Raw genomic sequence first — 20,495 nt, 5'->3', positions numbered from 1 at the left:
AAGAATGTAATTCAAACCCGATTACCACAATGTTACTAAAGCGTTAACTTAAGAATAATGCATCAAAAATAGTGTTTTGGTATAAAATTTGGCATTTTGTTGAAAATATTTATTTTAAGTGCAACGAAATGCCATTTCCCCAAAAACATAATGGAATCCCCAAAGCCTTACCAGATCAACGTTTTAGTGCAAACGATTGCGGCTTGGGCATCGGAAAAAATGCAAAAAAAAATTTTTTCAGAATAATAGAGAATCTTTTCGAGCTGGCTCAGAATAAAGCAAAAGGCATTTATCTTGCGGCGGTAAAAAAGGGGGATTCCCATTTTTGGCATTGCGCGCAAGACTATACTGGAGCTTAAGCCCCCCCCCTGCCCTAAAGGGGAGTACATTTTACGTTGGCTTAATATTTGGTTCTTAAGCTCAGGTAGAATTTAGCGCACAATGCCTTACCATAAACCAACGGGCGATGAGATTTTTATACATACTTCTTATTCTATCTCTTTTCATTTTGGGTTGCAAAAACAGCAATTCAAATCAATTTGAGCAACTGTCCCCTCAAAAAACGGGAGTAAGCTTCACCAACACCATCTCCGACAACGATTCCTTCAACATCATGACCTATGAGTACATCTACAATGGTGGGGGAGTAGGTATCGCGGATTTTAACCAGGATGGCTTGCAGGATTTGTTCTTTTCCGGCAATCAGGTTGAAAACAAGTTATACCTTAATAAAGGCGATTGGAAGTTTGAAGACATCACGGCCACAGCCGGCGTAGGAGGGAAGGAGCGTTGGAAATCCGGGGTGGCCATTACCGACCTCAACTACGATGGCCGCATGGATATCTACGTGGCCTGTATGACTTACTCGCCCGGGCCTCGTCGGGCCAATTTGTTTTACGTCAATCAGGGCAACGACAAAAACGGTATTCCCACCTTTAAAGAAATGGCTCCGGAATACGGCATTGCCGATACCGCACATACTACGGCTTGCGCCTTTTTGGATTACGACAACGATGGTGACCAGGACCTATACCTTGCCGTGAACCACCAGCGCAAAGGCAGGAACAACAACAACCTCTCAGCCAATTCATTCCACACCCGCAATCCTGACTCGATCTCTTTTAACCACGATAAACTGTACCGCAACGACTGGGATCCTGTGCGTAAACATGCCGTGTTTACCGATGTTTCCTTGGCCGCAGGCATCAAAGGTGAAGGTTTTGGCCTGGCCATCAATATCACCGACCTGAACCGCGACGGCTGGAAAGACATCTATGTGAGCAATGATTACCTTACCAACGATCACCTCTACATCAACAATCAGGATGGTACCTTCACCGACCGATTGGGAGAATACCTCAAACACACTTCTTACTCTGCAATGGGCAACGAAGTGGTTGATCTGAACAACGACGGTCTGGTGGACATCCTTGCTGTTGATATGATGCCCGAGGACAACTACCGGCGCAAAACCATGCTGCCCGCCAACAACTACAACACCTTTCAGAATTTCGAAGAATTCAAATATGTGCACCAATATGTGCGCAACACCCTTCAACTTAACCAGGGAAATGCTCCAGGAACCAACACCCCCGTGTTCAGCGAAATTTCCATGTTTGCTGGGGTGAGTTCAACCGATTGGAGTTGGACGCCCCTTTCGGCAGATTTTGATCAGGATGGTTATCGCGATCTGATCATTACCAATGGTTTCCCTAAAGATGTAACCGACCTAGACTTTGCAGATTACAACTCCAACGCCAACACTTATGCTTCGCCCGGTTTTTTGAACGACAACATTCCTTCGGTCAAACTCAAAAACTATGCGTTTCGCAACCGTGGTGATCTGACTTTTGAAAACATGGGTGAAAAATGGGGGATTACCGAAAACTCCTTTTCCAATGGTGCGGCTTATGGGGATTTGGACAATGATGGCGATTTGGATTATGTCGTGAACAACATCAATGATCCGGCGTCGATTTTTCGGAATAATGCCATCGTGGGGGCACCGGACGATGACCGCGGGGATCGCACCAATGGGTGGTTATCCATAAAATTACATGGCGATTCCCTGAACCCCATGGGCTTGGGGGCCTGGGTGGAAATCCAATACGGCGACAAGCAAAAACAAGTTTGGGAGCACAGCATCTATCGGGGCTACCTTTCTTCGATGCAGGCCCTGGCGCATTTTGGTTTGGGCAAAAATGAAGTGGTGGATAAAGTGATCATCACCTGGCCCAATCAAAAACAACAAGTACTGAATCAAGTCAAGGCCAATCAAGTGCTGGACATCAGCTACCGGGATGCCAAACTCAATCAAGCACCACCTCTACCGCCACCAATTCAACCCTGGTTCAACAATGTAACTGCCAAAGCGGGAGTGAATTACGTACATACCGAAACAGATTTCATCGATTTTAACCTGCAACCTCTTTTGCCCCACAAACTATCCCAATATGGCCCTGGCCTTGCGGTTACTGATGTCAATGGGGATCAACTTGATGACTTCTTTGTATCAGCTGGGCACTTCCGCAAAGGGCGTTTCTTTATCCAGAAACCAGATGGTACTTTTTCGGAACAAGATTTGTTGGAAGGGCCCGATGGCCGGGACAAACGTGGCGAAGACCTGGGCGTTTTGTTTTTTGACGTGGATGAGGACGGCGACCAGGATTTGTACTCGGTCAGAGGTGGGGTGGAATACCCTGCTGAGGAACCTTCCTATCAGGATGTTTTATACCTTAATAATGATGGGAAATTCAGTCCGGCAGTGGGGGCCCTGCCTTCCTTCCTCAAAAGTGGATCCTGCGTCCGGGCAGCTGATTATGATCGGGATGGTGATTTAGACCTTTTTATTGGTGGCCGCGCCAAACACAAGGAATACCCCAAACCTCAGAGCAGTTATTTATTGCGCAATGAAAGCCAAGCAGGAAAGCCCAAATTCGTGCTGGCAAATGATCAAGTTGCCCCCCAATTGAATGATTTGGGCATGGTGTGCGATGCCTTGTGGACGGATTACGACCAGGACGGCTGGGTGGATTTGATGCTCGCCGGAGAATGGATGCCGCTTACCCTGTTTAAAAACAATCAGGGGAAGTTGAGCAATGCAACAAAAGGGAGTGGACTGGAAAACTACCCAGGATGGTGGAATAGCCTGGTCGGAGCGGATTTTGATGCCGATGGGGATATTGACTACCTGGCGGGCAACCTGGGGTTGAACACCCTATTCAAAGCCTCTCCCCAACAGCCCCTGGGCGTATACGCCGCAGATTTCGACGGCAACGAGGGCTATGATGTGATTCCTTCGGTGTTTTTCCCCAATCAAAAAGGTAAACCAGAGGAATTCCCTTATCACAACCGCCTGGACATGGACAAACAATTGATCCTGAGCAAGCGGAGTTACTTGATGCACGCCGAGTTTGCCCAAATCAACATGAGTCAATATTTGAGCAATTTTCCAACCATTAAACCGCTCCACCTAACTGCTACCTATTTGCAAAGCAGCTTTATCCGCAACCTAGGCAAAGGAAAATTTGCAATAGAGGCCCTGCCGACTACAGCTCAGTTGGCCCCAATTTATGGCATGCTTGCCGGAGACTGGAATGCTGATGGGCAGGTCGACGCCCTTTGTGTGGGCAACGATTATGGCATGGAAGTAACTACCGGGCATTGTGACGCCTTAAATGGCTTGTTGTTATTGGGAGATGGCAAAGGTGGATTTAAAAATTGCTCCTTGCAACAGTCTGGATTTTATGTGCCTGGCGATGCCAAAAGTTTGGTGCAATTGAGTAGTGCCAAGGGCGAGTTGTATTTTGTAGCCAGCCAAAACCGAGGGCCATTACAAGTGTTTTCTCCCCATAACTCAAGTCCAAAATTGTTGGCCTACACCCAAAACGATGCGCGGGCTGAAGTAAAACTCGGTGATGGAAAAACCTTGTTTTATGAACTGTATCAGGGAGCTGGATTTTTATCTCAATCCGCTCGAAAAATGGTACTTCCTAAAACTACTCAGGAGGTAACCTTGTATGATTTTAGTGGTAAAAAACGCGTAATTAAATTTTAATTCAAAAGTTAAATCTAAAACGTTGACTAAGCTTAATACCTTTTCAATTGTAGTATTTGTTGGTTTTCTTGTTTTGGTTTGGACCAATACCGCTTGTGATCAAAAAGACCAGGAACAAAAACTTGCAGAATTGTACTGTGGGGCATGCCATTTGTTTCCGAAGCCCGACCTGGTGGACAAAAAGGGTTGGGAAATGGGGGTTTTACCCCAAATGGCCATCCGGATGGGGGTCGCCGATCCGGACTTTAAGGAGTTAAATATGGAGGAATACCAGACCATTCTGGAAAAAGGTGGTTTGCCCCTGAAACCAATGATCAGCAAAAAAGATTGGAGCAAAATTGTAGCCTATTACCTCAAAAATGCTCCTGAAAAAATAGAACCTTCTCAGGGCGCTTCACCCATAATGCTAGACAGCCAACAATTCAAACCACAAATTTTGTGGCAATCCCCAGGGGAAAACCCCAATTTTTCCTTGGTGAAATATTTTCCGGCGCAGAACATCCTCGTTGCAGGGCAGCGGGAAGGGAAGCTGTATTTGTTCAATGGGCCCAAACAGGAACTTCAGGATTCTTTGTTCACTCCATCCTCAGCCAGTGATATCGACATCACTCAAAATGGCCAACTTCAATTGTTGTTGATGGGAAAAATGGACCCCAATGATGCCTACTCGGGTGCTCTAATCGAAATTGGAAAAAAAGCAGGGCGTTGGAAAGTCCTGCGCACTTTGGTGAATTCACTGAATCGCCCCGTGCAGTTTGCCTCTTTTGACAAAAAGGAGGACAAGGGTGAAGCTTTTGCCATTAGTGAATTTGGGCATTACACTGGTGCTTTGAGTTGGCATGAAACAAGCCCGGATGGAAAAAGTAAAATATACCAGCTTTTTAATGGCCCGGGTGCCCGGGTGGCTCATGTAGTTGATCTGGACCAGGATGGCAAACAAGACATCGTCGCACTCCTCAGTCAGGGTGACGAAAAGATAATTTGGTTCAAAAACCTTGGGAAAGGAGTATTTGATCCTCGATTGCTAGCTCGTTTTTTACCCATCTACGGATCCAGCTACTTGGAGATTGCCGACATGAATCAGGATGGAAAACTTGACCTCATCCACTCGGCTGGGGACAATTATGATTACAGCTATGCTTTGAAAGGCTACCATGGAATTCGCATTTTACTGAATCAGGGCGACCAATATTTTGTGGAAAAGAAATTTTTGCCAATGCATGGGGCAGGAAAAGTACTGGCAGAAGATTTTGACCAGGATGGCAACCTTGATTTGGCTTGTACTTCCTATTTCCCCGATTATGCACAAAAACCACTGGGCGGTTTTGTCGTATTTAGGAACCAGGGAAATCTGAAATTCAAAGCGCAGGCCTTTCCCCTGGGAGACAAAGCCAATTGGTTGCTGATGGATAAAGGCGATGTGGATCAGGATGGCGACTGCGATATCATTCTGGGGGCATGCAGCATCAATAATACAGTGCCAAAACCTCTGCGCCAGGATTGGAAACAGCATGGGATTGGGGTTTTGCTCTTCAAGAACCAACTTAAATAACAAAAATTTGGGAACTTAATTTTTCTGTGTTCTTGGCCAGGGCGCAAAATCGCTTTCCTTTTCCTGTTTTTTCCAAACACGTTGCTTATCTTTGGCCGATTCTTTTTAATAAACAAACAATTAACACACAAACTGCTATCAATTAAAGTTATGGCAAATAACCTTTCTCTGCGGGCTGCCGACAACATTCGTATCCTGTCGGCTGCGATGGTGGAAAAAGCACAGTCTGGTCACCCTGGTGGCCCCATGGGTGGTGCTGATTTTACCCATATTCTTTATTCCGAGTTTTTGGAATACGATCCAAGTGACATGCACTGGCCCCTGCGCGACCGGTTTTTTCTAGATGCCGGGCACATGTCAGCCATGTTATACGGGCAACAAGCCTTGTTGGGCAACTTTACCCTGGAGGAAATCAGCAATTTTCGCCAGTGGGGAAGTCCAACTCCCGGACACCCGGAAGTAGACGTTGAACGGGGGATTGAAAATACCTCCGGACCATTGGGTTTGGGACATGCCTTTGGTATTGGCGCGGCCATTGCTGAGCGTTTCCTGGCTCAACGTTTTGGAGAAGAAGTAGCACATAAAACTTACATCTACATTTCGGACGGCGGAGTCCAGGAGGAAATTTCGCAAGGCGCTGGCCGCATTGCTGGTTTTCTTGGTTTGGGCAATATTGTGATGTTTTACGACGCCAATGACATTCAACTCTCCACGGAAGTGGATGCAGTAACCAATGAAGATACCGCCAAAAAATACGAATCCTGGCATTGGCATGTACAAACCGTGGTTGGCAACGATCACGACGCTTTGCGCGCTGCGATCAAGGCTGCCATTGCCGAAACCGATCGCCCTTCGCTGATCATCGGCAAAACCATTATGGGTAAAGGGGTGAAAAAAGAAGATGGTTCGGCATTTGAAGGTGAAGTGGAATTGCACGGTAAACCCCTGGGGCAATCCAAAGCCTCTTTTACCAAAACCATTGAAGGGTTGGGTGGTGACCCCAACAATCCTTTCCAGATTTTCCCTGATGTAGCCGAATACTATGCGGGCATTTTGGACCAAAAGCGCAAAGCGGCAGCGGAGCGTAAGGCAAAATTTGCAAGCTGGGAGCAAGCTAATCCTGCCCAAGCGGCTAAACTTTCTACCTGGTTGAGTGGAAAATTACCAGAAATCAACTGGGGTGAAATTGCCCAAAAAGAAAATGACGCTACCCGTAACGCATCCGGTAATGTATTGGCTTACCTGGCCGGAAAGGTAGAAAACCTCATTGTGGCCTCAGCAGACTTGAGCAACTCTGACAAAACAGATAGCTTCCTGAAAAAAACCACCGCGTTTACCAAAGGTGATTTTTCGGGTTCATTCCTGCAGGCCGGGGTCGCCGAGTTGACCATGGCTGCCTTGTCGATCGGTATGTCTTTGCACGGTGGAGTGATTCCGGTATGTGCAACTTTTTTTGCTTTTTCGGACTACATGAAGCCTGCGATTCGGGTAGCCGCCCTGATGGAAAAGCAGGTGATTTTTGTATGGACCCACGATGCTTTCCGGGTAGGGGAGGACGGGCCTACGCACCAGCCAATCGAGCAGGAAGCACAATTGCGTTTGTTGGAGCAATTGAAAAACCACTCGGGCAAAAATGGCGTGTTGGCCTTGCGGCCTGCCGATAGCCATGAAACCACCATCTGCTGGAAATTGGCCCTGGAAAATCAGGATTCGCCCTCTGGTTTGATCTTGTCCCGCCAGAACATCAATGACCTGCCCGCGGCATCCAGCCGTTTTGCCGAGGCTAGCCAGGCTGAACGCGGTGCTTATATCGTGCAAAATTGTGCGGGTACACCGGATGTGATTTTGGTAGCCAATGGTTCTGAAGTAGCCACCCTGGTTGCTGGAGCCAAGATATTGAGTGAAGAAAAAGGTTTGAAAGTACGCATTGTTTCTGCACCTTCTGAAGGACTGTTCCGCACTCAAACAGTAGACTATCAAGAAACGGTATTGCCTTCAAATGTACCCACTTTTGGGCTTACTGCTGGTTTGCCAGTTACCCTGCGTGGGCTGGTGGGTACCCGGGGTAAGGTTTGGGGCTTGAGCCATTTTGGATATTCTGCACCGTACAAGGTGTTGGATGAAAAATTTGGCTTTACCGCAGATAACGTTGTTGCTCAGGTAGTTTCCTTACTGGGATAAAAACAAACGCAAACAGCAAAAAGAAAGGGTTCTGGAAATGCATTTCCAGAACCCTTCTCTTTTTTTCGCTTTGAAGAACCCTTATTTCTTCATCGCTTCTTTGATATTGTTGATGGTCGATTTGACACTTTCATTGGTTGGATCAAGCACTGCGATCTTTTCAAAATACTCCAACGCTTTGGGGTAATCTGCTGGATCAGCATACTTGGCGTGGTATTCTCCCAAATAACCCAGCGCAGTCATCAGGGTTGCCTTGGTACGCTGGTCTGGATTCTCCAAAGATGGAGCCATCAATTCCAGGTATTTTTCATAGTATGGCTTGGCCATGGTTTTTTTCTCGTTTTCAAGATCCAGGTTCACGTTGATCCGCGCACGGGTGTACCAGCCTGCTGCATAGGTTGGATTCAGTTCATTCACCTTGCGGTAAGCAGAATCGGCCAGTGCGAAGTTCTTCAACTGCATTTGACAGGTGCCAATGTAGAAGAAATCCTGGTTGTTGGGAGCTACCTTGGTGATTTTGGTAGAGTAAGCGTTCAGCGCTTCCTGGAACTTCTTGGCATCAAAATACATTTTGCCAATTACATCGTAGAAATCGGTTTTGGTGCTGTCCAGCTCAATGACTTTGTAGAAATTTTGGGCTGCAATATCCAATTCTCCGACTTTTATGGCAGCTTTGGCATAATACTCATAATCACTGGAGACTTTTTTGCGACCAGGATCCTTTTCAAAGAACATTTTAGAAGCTTCAAATGATTCTTTGAACATGGCCATTGCCTCGTCCTTGTTGGTATTTTTGGCCCCTTTTTCGTACCCTGTCCAAGCCAACCAACGGTACATTTCTACCCGGGTTGGATCTTGCTCCAGTACCGTTTTGGCTTCGGTGGCACCACGGTCGTAGTCTTTCGCCAGTGCAGTCAAAAATCTTACCAAACGAGCACGAGCGTCAATATCACTACCCACCAGTTCTACATATTTGGAAAGCAGGGGCGTACCTTTGGTATAAAGCTGTTTCCCAAAATAAATCTCGTAAAGGTCCTTGTACGCAGGAGCGTAGCTCGGAAACTTGGCGATGATGTCTTCCAGGTTCTTTTGACCAACATCCTGAATCCCGCTCTTGAGGTAAGTACGAGCGATTTTCATCAGGATTTCAGGGTTTTCTTTGTCCTTTTCAGAGGCAAAAGTATAGTTGGTTTGCGCTTCACCAATCTTGTCCGCAGCTACCAATGCATCACCAAGCAACATAAAGTAGCGTGGGTTTTTGGTGTCATTGTCACGAGCAAGTGTAAAGTTTTCCAAAGCTTTTCCAGAATTGGGCTTTTGGCAAGTCAGGTAAGCGCTGCCAATCAAGGCATAGGCTTCAGCAGGCTTTTTCTTGACAAAGCGCAAGGCGCGTCCAAATGATTTTTCAGCATCTTGTACCAAGCCCTTATCCAAAGCAATTTTCCCAACACCAATGTGGGGTGCTGGAGATTCTGGTGCTAAAGCCACGCCTTTATTGTACCAAAAGGCTGCCGAGTCTTGAGCCTCGTCAAAGTAAAAGGTTTCTGCCAAATAGTAATAACCATCACCATTGGTTGGCTCCTTTTTGATCAATTCTCTGGCCATTTTGCGGGCACCGGAGATGTTTTCATCAGACATCATCTTTTGGATTTCCGCCACGGTTTGCGCAAATGCTCCTTGCGAAACCAAAATGAATACAGACCACAACACAAGTTTCTTCATTGCCGATGAATTTTGAATGGTTTGCAATTACTTGCTTATTTTTCTAATTTAAATGGTTCCGACCTCAATTCAATGTTGTATTCCAGCTTGTAATAAGGTGGAATGCCTGCTTTTTGGATGATACGTTGTCCGATATCGCTTGCAATAAACGACGCAAAACCAGTACCTAACCCTGAACGACCTTCCCGCGTAATGATGAAAATATCCCGGCGAAAGGGATACAATTTATCAATCATGTTTGCTGCGTAAGGCTTATAAGGTTTAGCCGCATTGTCTCCTTCACAAACGGATACAGCCATCAATTTGGCCTCCGACCGCAACTTCTTACCCAGTGGATCATCATAATCGCTGATCCAACTGTAGCCAATGATTCCCAGTGCGCCGGGATGTTTGGCCACATATTCCACCACGGAAGGATTATCTTTCAAAGCGTAGGCGTTTGCTGGTAGTTTTTTGAGTTTGATCATATCCATGACGAATTGAACCGTGCTGGAATTTTGATTGTCAAACACCAGATTGATGTTTCCACTTCGATTATTTGGACTCAATTGGTCCCATGATGTAACATCACCTTTCAAAACTTTAAGAATACTTTCACAAGTCAGCGCTGTATCAGGGTTATTGGGATGAACCATAAATGCCACCGCATCAGTAGCAATTTGGTTGGTAATGGGCCTGGAATCCAGTTTTTTCAAATAGGCAATTTCTTCAGGGGTTAGTGATCGTGCACTGATTATGGTGCGGGCAGTATCTTTAAGGAATTCGTTCATCGCCTGGATTCCTGGCAAGTACTTTATGTCTAGCTGAGCTCGATTATAGTTGTGTTCAAACATTTCTTCCTCTGCAATAACCAGGGGAAACAGGCTTTCATCGGCTAGGATACGAATTTTACCAAAGGTAGCGCCATCTTCAGGCGAATTACCTTGGTTGCTACATCCAAAGGAAACGAATAAAGCAAGGGAAACAATGACAAACCAACGCATAGATAGTGATTTCACGATGATCGAGATATTATAAGCTGAAAGATCAAGCATCATCTTTTTCCTCAGATTCTTTGGATGTAAAAAACTGCCTTACAATGCGGAAAACACCATACGCCACAAAGATTACACCGAGCAAGGTGTTCACAGCAAAAGGACTAATAGGTTTTGTTTTGAGGACAAATACGCCGGCGAGGATATAGGCTAGTCCAAACAATGACAAAAACGCAATACGAAGAAGGTTCATTTTTGTTGTCGGGTTGAAAAGTTCAGAGTTGAAAAGTTAGAGTTGAAGAGTCGTTTAACTCTTCAACTCTTCAACCTTTAACTTTTCAACACCTTGATTTACTCAAGTTTGAAGCGGATTGGCAGGTTAAACTGAACCCGAACAGGTTGTCCGCGTTGTTTACCTGGTTGCCATTTAGGCATGCCGCGCACAACGCGCAAGGCTTCCTCATCGCAACCTGCTCCAATACCTTTGACTACCTGAGCACCAGCAATAGAACCATCCCGTTCTACTACGAATTGCACAACTACCATCCCTTCTACACCGTTCTCCTTCGCAATGGTTGGATATTCGATGTTTTGGGCAAGATAACGAAGCAAAGCGGCCTGGCCATCAGGGAAAGAAGGCATCTGTTCTACCACTTTGAACACCTCTTGGGTGGGTGGTGGTGCTTTTTCTTCTTGCTTAACCACTTCAGGTGCCGCTTCTGGAATATCCAAGTCATTGGTACCTTCCAGTGGAGCATCATTACTACCTTCGATGTCTTTTACCCCAATTTCTTTGTCCTTGAGGTCCTCTACCATCGGTGGTGGTACTTCTTCCGCAACTTCCTCATCCTTTTTTACTACCGGAATAGTAAAGGCAATGGTTGGTCTAGCTGGTGGTGGCGGCGGTGGTGGTGGTGGCGGTGGTGGCTCACTCTTTTTATCGAGTGATGGCGGTTCCGTAAGCTGTACCTCGACGTTTAACGTTTCGTCTTCAGGAATACTGCTTTTGATGGCCGAAATAATACTCGGAAGTGTTGCTGCAAGAGCAAAGAAGAGTATAGCCAGTATGGTTGCGCGTGTCATACGTCTATGGTATGCCTTACGCAATTGATACGCGCCATAACTCCTGTTCCGGTATTGGAAGATCAGGTCATCCAAATCCGCCTTCATGATATCACCGACAAATCCAGTTGCATTGTCTTGGTTCATGAAAGAATCATTTAAGGAATGAGTTACTTATTTTTCAAGGGATGTAAACCCTTTTTTGGGACGCAAACGGTTTCCAGATTGAACAGCAATCAGGGAGTCAATTGGATTGAATTCGTCAATAATGGCGTAACGTTTTACACCGGTTATGGCCATTTCATCCAGAATGTCTACCATGTTGCGGTATTTCGACTCAGGAAGTGGTTTGATCATCACGAACAATTCGTCCTTGTTACCCCACTGTTCTTGTACTGCTTTTTGACGATCTACAATCATCGAACGCAATCCAGAACGAGAAAAAGTAACACTGTCCACTTTTACACTCGGATCATCGTCGGCACCCACATAGCAATATACCATGTCGCGTTTGCCCAAAACGATGGCGTAGGTTTTTGATTGCTTGATTGGCTTCTCTTCTACCTTTTGGTCTTCTTCCTTAGCAGGCTTGTTTACTTCCATTGCCTTAGGCTTGCTGAAAGTTGTAGCCAACATGAAGAAAGTAATCAGAAGGAACCCCAAGTCAACCATCGCAGTCAAATCCACACGGGTTGACTGCTTTTTAGATCGCTTTTTTCCGCCTTTCCCACCCTTTTCAGGGATGTTCATTTCTGCCATGGCTGTAGCGCTTTTATGGACTTATAAATTAGGTTACCTTCGATTTATTCCTTTGCTTCACCGGAATCACCAGCGCCACGAGAGGAAGTAATCAAGTTGAATTTGTTGATCTTTTTGAATTGAAGCTGAGCGATTACTTCGTTTACAATTTCATAATCAGCTTCTTTGTCCGCTTTGATCGCAATTTTCATACGATCTTCAGGTGGACGTCCATCTTCAATTCGTTGTTCCTCATTGGCAAAGCGGTAAATTTCCACTAGCCGCATGAATTCACTTTGGTTTGGTGGAACCACCTCCAAAGAGAGCCCCGCCTGCTTGGCTTTCGCCCTGTCATTGCTTTCCATGGAGAGCAAGCCAGGAAGCTGACTGATGGGTAACCCGAAGGCATCCAGCAGTCTGAAAACTTTTGCTTGTGCTTCGGTAAACTGTACCCCAAACTCAGACTGAATTTTGGGAAGGGCTCGGTTACGGGTGTTTTGATCATCAACCCCCATGTAAACCTGTCCCTCTTTGTTTACCTGAATCAGCAAAATGTTATTGTCTGGCACCGGAATCTGAGCAGTTGAAGCAGGGATGCTGATTTCGGCAACTTCTGATGGACGGAACTTCGTGGTAAGAATGAAGAAGGTCAACAGAAGAAACGCTACATCGCACATCGCCGTCATGTCAATTGCCGTGCTTTTCCGAGCAACTTTAATTTTGGCCATAATACTTCTTTTTAAAAATGCTCTACTTACCTAGATGCAGGCTAGCTACAAAGTGGTGTGTGGCAGAGCAATTTTTTTTAAAAAAAATTACTTGTGCTTAGCAGCAAAAGTTTGAGCGATGCTGAAGCCGGCCTCATCGATGGCATAAGTCATACCGTCGATACGGGTTGTAAAGAAGTTGTAGAAAATGATCGCAAAGGCTGAAGTACCGATACCCAGGGCTGTGTTGATCAAGGCTTCAGAGATACCTGAAGACAGTGCAACGGCGTCAGGAGCACCAGCAGTTGCCAAAGCGGAGAAGGCCTTGATCATACCGATTACCGTACCCAACAGACCCAACAGTGTTGCGATCGAAGAGATGGTTGCCAGGATAACCAGGTTTCTTTCCAACATTGGCATTTCCAGAGAAGTTGCTTCCTCGATCTCCTTAGAGATAGCCAGTACTTTTTGGTCGCGGTCCAAAGCTTCGGTTGTAGTTGCCATTTCCTGGTATTTACCCAAACCAGCTTTAACAACATTGGCTACAGAACCTCTTTGCTTGTCACACTCTGCGATTGCAGATGCTACGTTGTCATTGGAAAGGAAAGACTGTACTTTCTTTACGAAAGAAGGAATCGAACCTTTACCACTAGCAGCAGTGATGGTCAAAAAGCGCTCAATAAACACAGCAATTACCAAAAGGAAGTTGGCCATCAGTACGGGTACCAGGGTACCACCTTTGTACATCATCCCAAGATAGTTGCCTGGTTTTGGGTGTCCATTACGGTCACCGTTCTCGAAGTTACCGGCAGCTCCCAGAACATAGTTGAAAATTAAAATGGCCACGACCAACAGGATCGGAATAATAAGATAAGCGAAAACGCGGCTGAATTGTCCAGACTCAGCTTTTTTGGCTGCACTCGCAGCTGGTTTTGTCGATTTACTCATGGCTAATCAGGATTTTAGAAAAAATTATTTTTTAGTTAACAAATGTTTTACCAATAGAAAACGTGGGAAGGAAGTGTTCACAGCCGTGAAGATAAACAAAAGATAATTCTTTGCAAGTATAAAATTTCCCGGAAAATAGGGCTTTGCACACCTTATGACAATAATAAAGATGTTTAAACGTGGAAGAAAACACAACAAGTGCTATAATTTGATGGGTAAAGTTTTGATAGTGTTGAAAATACAATAAGAAAAGGGCAAAATGCCCGCATTTTGCCCTTTATACAGTAGATTTTATTATTTGTAAAAAATACAAGATTTTTTATTTGGTCGACATTCAGGTAACATAACAGGGGCTTACCATCCGTTTAAAACGACATTGGGGAAAATGCCCAACACCAACAAAACTAGGGTACAGATCACTAAAACGGTTGAATACCCCAGTACGTATGGTACTGTGACTGGACCTTCTTCGGCACGCTGAAATGCAGTGCGCATTACCTTAAAATAGTAAAAGATACCAATGGCCGAATTTAATGCAGCCAGCACTACCAACCAAGCGTAACCGTTATGGAGCGCATCTACAAAAACAGCGTATTTGCCGATGAACCCGGCCAAGGGCGGGATTCCAGCGAGTGAAAGCATCGCCAATACGAGGCAAAAGGTTAGGAGTGGTTTGGTTTGATACAAACCTTTCAGCCCGTCAACAGCCCCGGAACCCAAACTTTCTTTAACCGTAAGGTACACCGCAATGGCAATCACGTTGGCAATGGAATAAACCAACATATAATACAGTACGGTAGAGGCGGAGTTGGCGCCCAGACCAACCAGTGCCAGCATCACATAACCTGCATTGGCAATGCTGGAAAAGGCCAACAAACGTTTCAGGTTATTTTGGTTTAGGGCCATCAAATTACCTATGGTCATCGTCAATGCAGACAATACCGCCAGCAATGGAGTGAAGTTGCCTTCGATAGGGGCAATTGCCTGGGTTAAAAAACGTAGAAAACCTCCAAACGCAGCAGTTTTTGCCACTGTAGACATAAATAGCATGATTACTGCAGGAGAACCTTGATAAACATCCGGTGCCCAAAAGTGGAAAGGGGCTGCTGAAATTTTAAAAATGAAGGCAATCATAATGAGCATGACACCCAACTTGACCAGGGGTGCAGTTTGTGGTACACTACTTAAATAGTTGCTAATGGCACCAAAATCAAAACTACCGCTCATCCCATACATCAGTACCATCCCTAGCAGCAGGAATACGGTGATAAAGGAGCCCATCAAGAAATACTTCAATCCAGCTTCATTGGAAAGTAAATTGTTTCTTTCGCTAGTGGCCAATATATATAAAGGTATGGACAGGATCTCCAACCCAACAAAGAACATCACCAGGTTGTAGCTGCCTACCATAATCATACCTCCTACAACTGAAAACAGGAACAAGGCATAAATATCCCCGAGGTGTTCAGTAGTGTCACGGTAATAGCGGCGACTCAGGATCAAAATGACCAAAGTAATGCCCATTAAGACGGCGGAAAAATTGACGGCGAAGCTGTCAAACTTTAACATGCCTGAATAAGCAGGTGCGTCTTGCAAGTTCTGCGGCAGAAAATTGGCAACAAAACCAGCCAATGTAGCCAACAAAACGGCAGGCAGGGCCAGTTTTTTTAATTTATATGCCCCAATGAACATGGACAAAATGCCCGCCAGTGAAAGTATAATGATCGGATACATACCTTATGTTTAATGGGTCGTTTTCAAAGTGATTGCAACAATTGATCAATAGAGGGTTGGGCAATCCGGGTAATTAAACCTGGCAACAAACCCATCAAAATGATCGCGATAACAATGGGAACCAAAACCAGTTTTTCCCACAAGTCCAAATCAGCAAAAGTGTTGACTTTGGTTTCCCCCAACATCACCCCTTGGTAAGATTTAAACATATACACTGCCCCGAGGATAACCCCTGAGCCAGCGACCAAACTCCAAACCCAGTTTTGATTGAACAAAGAAGAGAGTAGCATAAATTCCCCTGGAAAACCATTGGTTAAAGGTAAGGCCACGCTACCCAGCAAAACAATAAAGTAGGTGGTTGCAAACCAGGGGGCAAGATTGCGAATCCCTCCCAGTGAAGCAATATCATTGGTCTGGGTACGGTCCATCAAAATGGCACATACATAAAATAAACCGATTGCATTGACACCGTGAGCAAACATTTGTAAGATAGAACCCGTCAAGCCCTCACTACTCATGGTCAAAATACCCGCAGCAATCAGCCCTACGTGAGCAATGGATGAGTAGGCAAACAAACGTTTCAGGTCTTTTTGTTGGATGGCAATAACACTGGCATAAGCCGCACCAATCACAATCAAAGCAATCACCCAGGGGCCATGTGCTTGTACTGCACCAGGCACAACTGGTAAAACCCAACGAATAATGCTGTACAAACCCATCTTTAGCATAATCCCCGAAAGCAACATTGTTCCTGCAGTGGGTGCCTCAGTATAGGTATCTGGTTGCCAGGTATGGAAAGGGAAAAGTGGAATTTTGATAGCGTAAGCCAACATGAATGCCAAAAAGACAAAACTTGCTGCTTCCGGGCTAAGGTCCACTTCATATACCTTGGAAACATCAAAAGAAGCTGGGCTCCATTGTTGGCTTAAAAAGATAATGGCCACCAGCATCAACAGGCTACCCAGTAATGTGTAGATAAAAAACTTGATTGAGGTCTTGCGGTGTTGGCCAGTACCCCACAACAAAACCAGGAAGTAAGCCGGAATAAGGGCCAATTCCCAGAAAATATAATACAGGAACAAGTCTTGAGCCACAAAAACTCCGGTCATTGCGCCTTGCATCATCAGCATCAGTCCGTAAAACAACCCACGATTCTCCAGATCTTGTTTGATTGTAGATAGGAAGATCAAGGGTGACAACAAATTGGTCAACAAAAGCATTACCATACTGATGCCATCAGCACCAACATGATAGGTGATTCCCAAACTGGGCAACCAATTGCTTTGGGCCTCAAATTGAACACCTCCAGTTGGCACAAAATTCGCAGCCATGTAAACGCTCAGAGCACCAGCGAGCACCGAAAGAAAAAGTGCCTGCCACCGTGTGCTGTTGGTTCCCGGAATCAACGTGAGGAGAAAACCTCCCAAAATGAGTATAAAGAGTAAAAGTGTAGTCAGCATGAGCGTTTTCGTTAAAACAGGATTTGTAATGCCAACAAGAGGATAATGCCCAGGGCAAAGACGAAGAGGTACAAACCTACCGCGCCTTGTTGGATGTATTTTAATAAAGCACCTGCACCCGTGATGGACTGGCCCACACCATTGATGATCCCGTCAAAAATTTTGGGATCAACAATCCGGCCAAAAAACTCCGATAACATTTGAATCGGTTGTACAAACAAGGTATGGTACAGTTCATCTACAAAATATTTGCGACTGAGCATCCGTCCAAAACCTTGTTCTGCCTCATCTTCAACTGGTACGGTATTTTTACCTATATATATGGAGTAAGCAAAAGCGATGACTGCCAATACCAGCGCAACCACAATCCCCATCAACATCCATTCGGTGCTGGCCGAAACAGCATGGTGATGCTCATGACCTTCCTCGATGCCTAAAACCCCTGCCATATTGTGTTGCAACCAGGTATTGCCACCCATCAGGCTTGGCCAGTTGAGCAAGCCCCCAAACACGGAGAGCAAAGCTAAAGCACCCAAGGGAATCGTCATGCTTAAAGGTGATTCATGAGCATGGTGTAGCACATCGTGATCCACCCGGCTTTTACCATAAAACACCAAAAAAAACATGCGGAACATATAAAATACCGTCAGCAAAGAGGCTATGATTCCCAGTGCAAACAGTAAGGGGCTTTTTTCATAGGCTGCCAGCAAGATTTGATCTTTGGAGAAAAAACCGGAAAAGGGTGGAATTCCGGAAATGGCCAGTGTACCGACCAAAAACACCAGAAAGGTAATGGGCATTACTTTGCGTAAAGCACCCATTTTGCGGATGTCCTGCTCGCCACCCAAGCCATGAATGACACTACCTGCGCCCAGAAACAACAAGGCTTTAAAAAACGCGTGGGTAAGTAAGTGGAAAAAAGCAGCGACATAGGCACCCAATCCCAGTGCAAAAAACATCAAACCCAACTGTGAAACGGTAGAGTAGGCGAGGACCTTTTTGATGTCATTTTGTTTCAAGCCGATTGTTGCCGCAAAAATAGAAGTAACCAATCCCACCACAGTCAACACCTGCATGCTCAATGGAGCGAGGTCAAAAAGGGCATGGCTACGAATGGTCAGGTAAATCCCTGCAGTAACCATCGTCGCAGCATGGATCAGAGCCGATACAGGGGTAGGACCAGCCATGGCATCGGGCAACCAGGTGTACAAGGGAATCTGGGCACTTTTTCCAGCAGCACCTACTATAAACAGTAAGGTAATGGCTGTGATGACTTCGGTAGATACTTGGCTTAGGTTCTCAGGGTTAAGGACTACGTTGTAGTTGAGTGAACCAAATTGGTAATACATCAAAAACAGACCCATCAAAAAACCGAGGTCTCCAATTCGGTTCATCACAAATGCCTTCTTGGCTGCCTCATTGTACTCATCCACTTTGAACCAAAACCCAATCAAAAGATAAGAACAAAGCCCTACTCCTTCCCATCCTGCAAACAACAACAGGTAATTGTTGCTGATGATCAGGAGCAACATGAAGAAAATGAACAGATTGAGATAGGAAAAAAAGATATTCGACCTCGGGTCGTCGTGCATATACCCAATCGAATAGATGTGGATCAAAGAACCTATCCCGGTAATGATCAGCATCATGATTAGGGAAAGAGGATCGAGGTAATGGGCAAATTCGATATTCAGCGTGGAGGAACTGATCCAGGTAAACAAGGCTTTTTCAATCAACCCTCGTTCGAAAACTGAAGCAGCATCGCTGAGCAATAACAAGAAAGGTATCAGCACAAAGAGTGAAGCCAATACTCCTCCTGCGGTTTTAGGTAAAATTTTAGACCCAAGTCCCAGTACAATAAACCCCAATAAGGGTAAGACGACAATAGGCCAAATTAGGTTTTCCATAAAAAAAGTTGAAGAGTTGAAAGGTTGACCAGCCGGTCACTGAGCGAATTCGAAGTGCTGGATAGTCAACCTTTCAACTTATTTACCATTTTAACTGCTTCAAGGCATTGATGTCTACCGATTTTACATTCCGGTAAATCATCATTAAAATCCCCAGGCCCAGTGCAACTTCCGCTGCAGCAACAACCATTACAAAAAAGACAAACACTTGTCCACTGGGATCTCCCCGGTGAGCAGAGAAAGCTACTGCCAACAAATTCACTGCGTTAAGCATCAATTCAATGGACATAAAGACCACAATCATGTTGCGGCGGCGCAATACTCCGATCATCCCGATGCAAAAAAGAATCAGGCTAAGGATCACAAACTGTTCGAGTGGAACGGTATCGAATATACTTTTTTCCATAACTATTCTTCTTTTTTGGTCAGTACAATTACCCCAACCATGGTCGCAATGAGCAGGACGGAGGTTAGTTCGAAGGGCAACAAATACTCGTTGAAAAGCATTTTGCCAAGCACTTTGACCGTACCATTTTCAGCAGTATTGTCTCCTCTAACTGGCAGGGTAGTAACATAGGTACCGTAACCCAGAATGCCAGCTATGCTTATACCAACCAAAACGGCTATCCATTTAATGTTGACATTGCTACGGATGATTGTGCTCACTGTATTCAAATTGAGCATCATCACCACAAAAAGGAAGAGTACCATGATGGCCCCTGCATATACAATGATGTGCACGATTGCCACAAACTCCGCTTTGAGTTGTAGGTAAAGGCCGGACATGGCAAAAAAAGTAACCACCAGGGCTAATACGCTGTACATGGCATTGCGGGAGAAGATGGTAGCCAGTGCTCCAACAATGGTGATGAGCGCGAGTCCGTAAAAAATGACCTGATCCATGTGCTTTATTTGTCCTTCTTGCGTTTGCTAATGTCGATGCGGCCTTCCAGGGCTACCTTTTCTACCAAATCTTCTTTGTGAAAGATGAAATCGGAGCGCTCGTAATTGGAGCCCACAATCCGGTCGGTAAGGTATATGGCATCTTTGGGGCAGGCTTCTTCGCACAAACCACAAAAGATACAGCGCAACATATTGATGTCGTACTCTACCGCGTATTTTTCCTCGCGGTAAAGGTGTTCTTCTCCTTTTTGGCGCTCACCAGCTACAATTGTAATGGCTTCTGCAGGGCAGGATACCGCACAAAGTCCACAGGCAGTGCAGTTTTCACGCCCTTCGGCATCTCGTTTGAGTACGTGTTGGCCGCGGAAAATGACGCTATGCTCACGCACTTGTTCAGGATATTGAACCGTAGCACCTTTTTTCAACATATGCGAAAACGTCACCCGTAAGCCACCAACGATAGCTGGCAGGTACATGCGTTCGGTAAAGGTCATTTCCTTGTTCGAAACTTGTTTGGAACGATTGGTCAATTGCATGTTTACCCGTTTTG

At 45.4% G+C, this 20,495-nt stretch carries 17 protein-coding genes; 4 read left to right on the top strand and 13 right to left on the bottom strand.

Features of this window, described 5'->3' with window-relative positions; all coding sequences use genetic code 11:
• Positions 1-128: 128 nt before the first annotated feature.
• From SFV55_RS23875 to SFV55_RS23860, 4 genes are all read left to right on the top strand, one after another.
• Positions 129-359, top strand: coding sequence for a hypothetical protein (locus SFV55_RS23875; protein WP_320032083.1), 231 nt, complete (start codon positions 129-131; stop codon positions 357-359).
• Between the two features lie 107 nt (positions 360-466).
• The gene (locus tag SFV55_RS23870) at positions 467-4,057 is read left to right on the top strand and encodes a VCBS repeat-containing protein (protein ID WP_320032082.1); all 3,591 of its coding nucleotides are present in this window, start codon (positions 467-469) and stop codon (positions 4,055-4,057) included.
• A gap of 22 nt (positions 4,058-4,079) precedes the next feature.
• Positions 4,080-5,609, top strand: coding sequence for a VCBS repeat-containing protein (locus SFV55_RS23865; protein WP_320032081.1), 1,530 nt, complete (start codon positions 4,080-4,082; stop codon positions 5,607-5,609).
• A 150-nt stretch (positions 5,610-5,759) separates the two neighbouring features.
• Positions 5,760-7,790, top strand: a complete 2,031-nt coding sequence (locus SFV55_RS23860) for a transketolase (RefSeq protein ID WP_320032080.1) — start codon at positions 5,760-5,762, stop codon at positions 7,788-7,790.
• An 81-nt stretch (positions 7,791-7,871) separates the two neighbouring features.
• On the opposite strand, the gene SFV55_RS23855 is transcribed toward SFV55_RS23860, so the two are convergent.
• From SFV55_RS23855 to SFV55_RS23795, 13 genes are all read right to left on the bottom strand, one after another.
• Positions 7,872-9,512 carry a hypothetical protein gene (locus SFV55_RS23855; RefSeq protein WP_320032079.1) on the bottom strand — a complete coding sequence of 547 codons (1,641 nt, stop codon included), beginning with the start codon at positions 9,510-9,512 and terminating at the stop codon, positions 7,872-7,874.
• A gap of 35 nt (positions 9,513-9,547) precedes the next feature.
• A complete protein-coding gene (locus SFV55_RS23850; protein ID WP_320032078.1) occupies positions 9,548-10,495 on the bottom strand; it encodes a substrate-binding domain-containing protein in 948 nt (315 codons plus the stop codon).
• Positions 10,496-10,538: 43 nt separating this feature from the next.
• Positions 10,539-10,739: a DUF308 domain-containing protein gene (locus tag SFV55_RS23845; protein WP_320032077.1), complete on the bottom strand. Its 201-nt coding sequence runs from the start codon at positions 10,737-10,739 to the stop codon at positions 10,539-10,541.
• A 98-nt stretch (positions 10,740-10,837) separates the two neighbouring features.
• Positions 10,838-11,569: a TonB family protein gene (locus SFV55_RS23840; RefSeq protein WP_320032076.1), complete on the bottom strand. Its 732-nt coding sequence runs from the start codon at positions 11,567-11,569 to the stop codon at positions 10,838-10,840.
• A gap of 153 nt (positions 11,570-11,722) precedes the next feature.
• Entirely contained in the window at positions 11,723-12,307 is a 585-nt protein-coding gene (locus tag SFV55_RS23835) for a biopolymer transporter ExbD (protein ID WP_320032075.1), read from the bottom strand.
• Between the two features lie 44 nt (positions 12,308-12,351).
• Positions 12,352-13,014 carry a biopolymer transporter ExbD gene (locus SFV55_RS23830; protein WP_320032074.1) on the bottom strand — a complete coding sequence of 221 codons (663 nt, stop codon included), beginning with the start codon at positions 13,012-13,014 and terminating at the stop codon, positions 12,352-12,354.
• Positions 13,015-13,101: 87 nt separating this feature from the next.
• Positions 13,102-13,941: a MotA/TolQ/ExbB proton channel family protein gene (locus tag SFV55_RS23825; protein ID WP_320032073.1), complete on the bottom strand. Its 840-nt coding sequence runs from the start codon at positions 13,939-13,941 to the stop codon at positions 13,102-13,104.
• A 354-nt stretch (positions 13,942-14,295) separates the two neighbouring features.
• On the bottom strand, positions 14,296-15,675 hold the full coding sequence (locus SFV55_RS23820) for an NADH-quinone oxidoreductase subunit N (protein ID WP_320032072.1): 1,380 nt from the start codon (positions 15,673-15,675) through the stop codon (positions 14,296-14,298).
• A gap of 23 nt (positions 15,676-15,698) precedes the next feature.
• A complete protein-coding gene (locus tag SFV55_RS23815; RefSeq protein WP_320032071.1) occupies positions 15,699-17,135 on the bottom strand; it encodes an NADH-quinone oxidoreductase subunit M in 1,437 nt (478 codons plus the stop codon).
• Between the two features lie 11 nt (positions 17,136-17,146).
• Complete coding sequence (gene nuoL / locus SFV55_RS23810) at positions 17,147-19,042, bottom strand: NADH-quinone oxidoreductase subunit L (protein ID WP_320032070.1); 1,896 nt, start codon at positions 19,040-19,042, stop codon at positions 17,147-17,149.
• Between the two features lie 82 nt (positions 19,043-19,124).
• Positions 19,125-19,448 carry an NADH-quinone oxidoreductase subunit NuoK gene (gene nuoK, locus SFV55_RS23805; protein ID WP_320032069.1) on the bottom strand — a complete coding sequence of 108 codons (324 nt, stop codon included), beginning with the start codon at positions 19,446-19,448 and terminating at the stop codon, positions 19,125-19,127.
• Between the two features lie 2 nt (positions 19,449-19,450).
• Positions 19,451-19,945 (bottom strand): NADH-quinone oxidoreductase subunit J, encoded by a 495-nt coding sequence (locus SFV55_RS23800; RefSeq protein WP_320032068.1) that lies wholly within the window; start codon positions 19,943-19,945, stop codon positions 19,451-19,453.
• Between the two features lie 5 nt (positions 19,946-19,950).
• The gene (locus SFV55_RS23795; RefSeq protein WP_320032067.1) at positions 19,951-20,481 is read right to left on the bottom strand and encodes an NADH-quinone oxidoreductase subunit I; all 531 of its coding nucleotides are present in this window, start codon (positions 20,479-20,481) and stop codon (positions 19,951-19,953) included.
• Positions 20,482-20,495 lie beyond the last annotated feature (14 nt).

The organism is Haliscomenobacter sp. (genome assembly GCF_033763495.1).
In the GTDB taxonomy this organism is placed as follows: domain Bacteria; phylum Bacteroidota; class Bacteroidia; order Chitinophagales; family Saprospiraceae; genus Haliscomenobacter.
This window is presented reverse-complemented; position numbering and strand designations above follow the sequence as displayed.

Excerpts from the sequence above, each read along its gene's own strand:
- SFV55_RS23875 (WP_320032083.1), top strand. The coding sequence starts at position 129 with ATGCCATTTCCCCAAAAACATAATGGAATCCCCAAAGCCTTACCAGAT.
- SFV55_RS23870 (WP_320032082.1), top strand. The coding sequence starts at position 467 with ATGAGATTTTTATACATACTTCTTATTCTATCTCTTTTCATTTTGGGT.
- SFV55_RS23860 (WP_320032080.1), top strand. The coding sequence starts at position 5,760 with ATGGCAAATAACCTTTCTCTGCGGGCTGCCGACAACATTCGTATCCTG.
- SFV55_RS23855 (WP_320032079.1), bottom strand. The coding sequence starts at position 9,512 with ATGAAGAAACTTGTGTTGTGGTCTGTATTCATTTTGGTTTCGCAAGGA.
- SFV55_RS23850 (WP_320032078.1), bottom strand. The coding sequence starts at position 10,495 with ATGCGTTGGTTTGTCATTGTTTCCCTTGCTTTATTCGTTTCCTTTGGA.
- SFV55_RS23845 (WP_320032077.1), bottom strand. The coding sequence starts at position 10,739 with ATGAACCTTCTTCGTATTGCGTTTTTGTCATTGTTTGGACTAGCCTAT.
- SFV55_RS23840 (WP_320032076.1), bottom strand. The coding sequence starts at position 11,569 with ATGACACGCGCAACCATACTGGCTATACTCTTCTTTGCTCTTGCAGCA.
- SFV55_RS23835 (WP_320032075.1), bottom strand. The coding sequence starts at position 12,307 with ATGGCAGAAATGAACATCCCTGAAAAGGGTGGGAAAGGCGGAAAAAAG.
- SFV55_RS23830 (WP_320032074.1), bottom strand. The coding sequence starts at position 13,014 with ATGGCCAAAATTAAAGTTGCTCGGAAAAGCACGGCAATTGACATGACG.
- SFV55_RS23825 (WP_320032073.1), bottom strand. The coding sequence starts at position 13,941 with ATGAGTAAATCGACAAAACCAGCTGCGAGTGCAGCCAAAAAAGCTGAG.
- SFV55_RS23820 (WP_320032072.1), bottom strand. The coding sequence starts at position 15,675 with ATGTATCCGATCATTATACTTTCACTGGCGGGCATTTTGTCCATGTTC.
- SFV55_RS23815 (WP_320032071.1), bottom strand. The coding sequence starts at position 17,135 with ATGCTGACTACACTTTTACTCTTTATACTCATTTTGGGAGGTTTTCTC.
- nuoL (WP_320032070.1), bottom strand. The coding sequence starts at position 19,042 with ATGGAAAACCTAATTTGGCCTATTGTCGTCTTACCCTTATTGGGGTTT.
- nuoK (WP_320032069.1), bottom strand. The coding sequence starts at position 19,448 with ATGGAAAAAAGTATATTCGATACCGTTCCACTCGAACAGTTTGTGATC.
- SFV55_RS23800 (WP_320032068.1), bottom strand. The coding sequence starts at position 19,945 with ATGGATCAGGTCATTTTTTACGGACTCGCGCTCATCACCATTGTTGGA.
- SFV55_RS23795 (WP_320032067.1), bottom strand. The coding sequence starts at position 20,481 with ATGCAATTGACCAATCGTTCCAAACAAGTTTCGAACAAGGAAATGACC.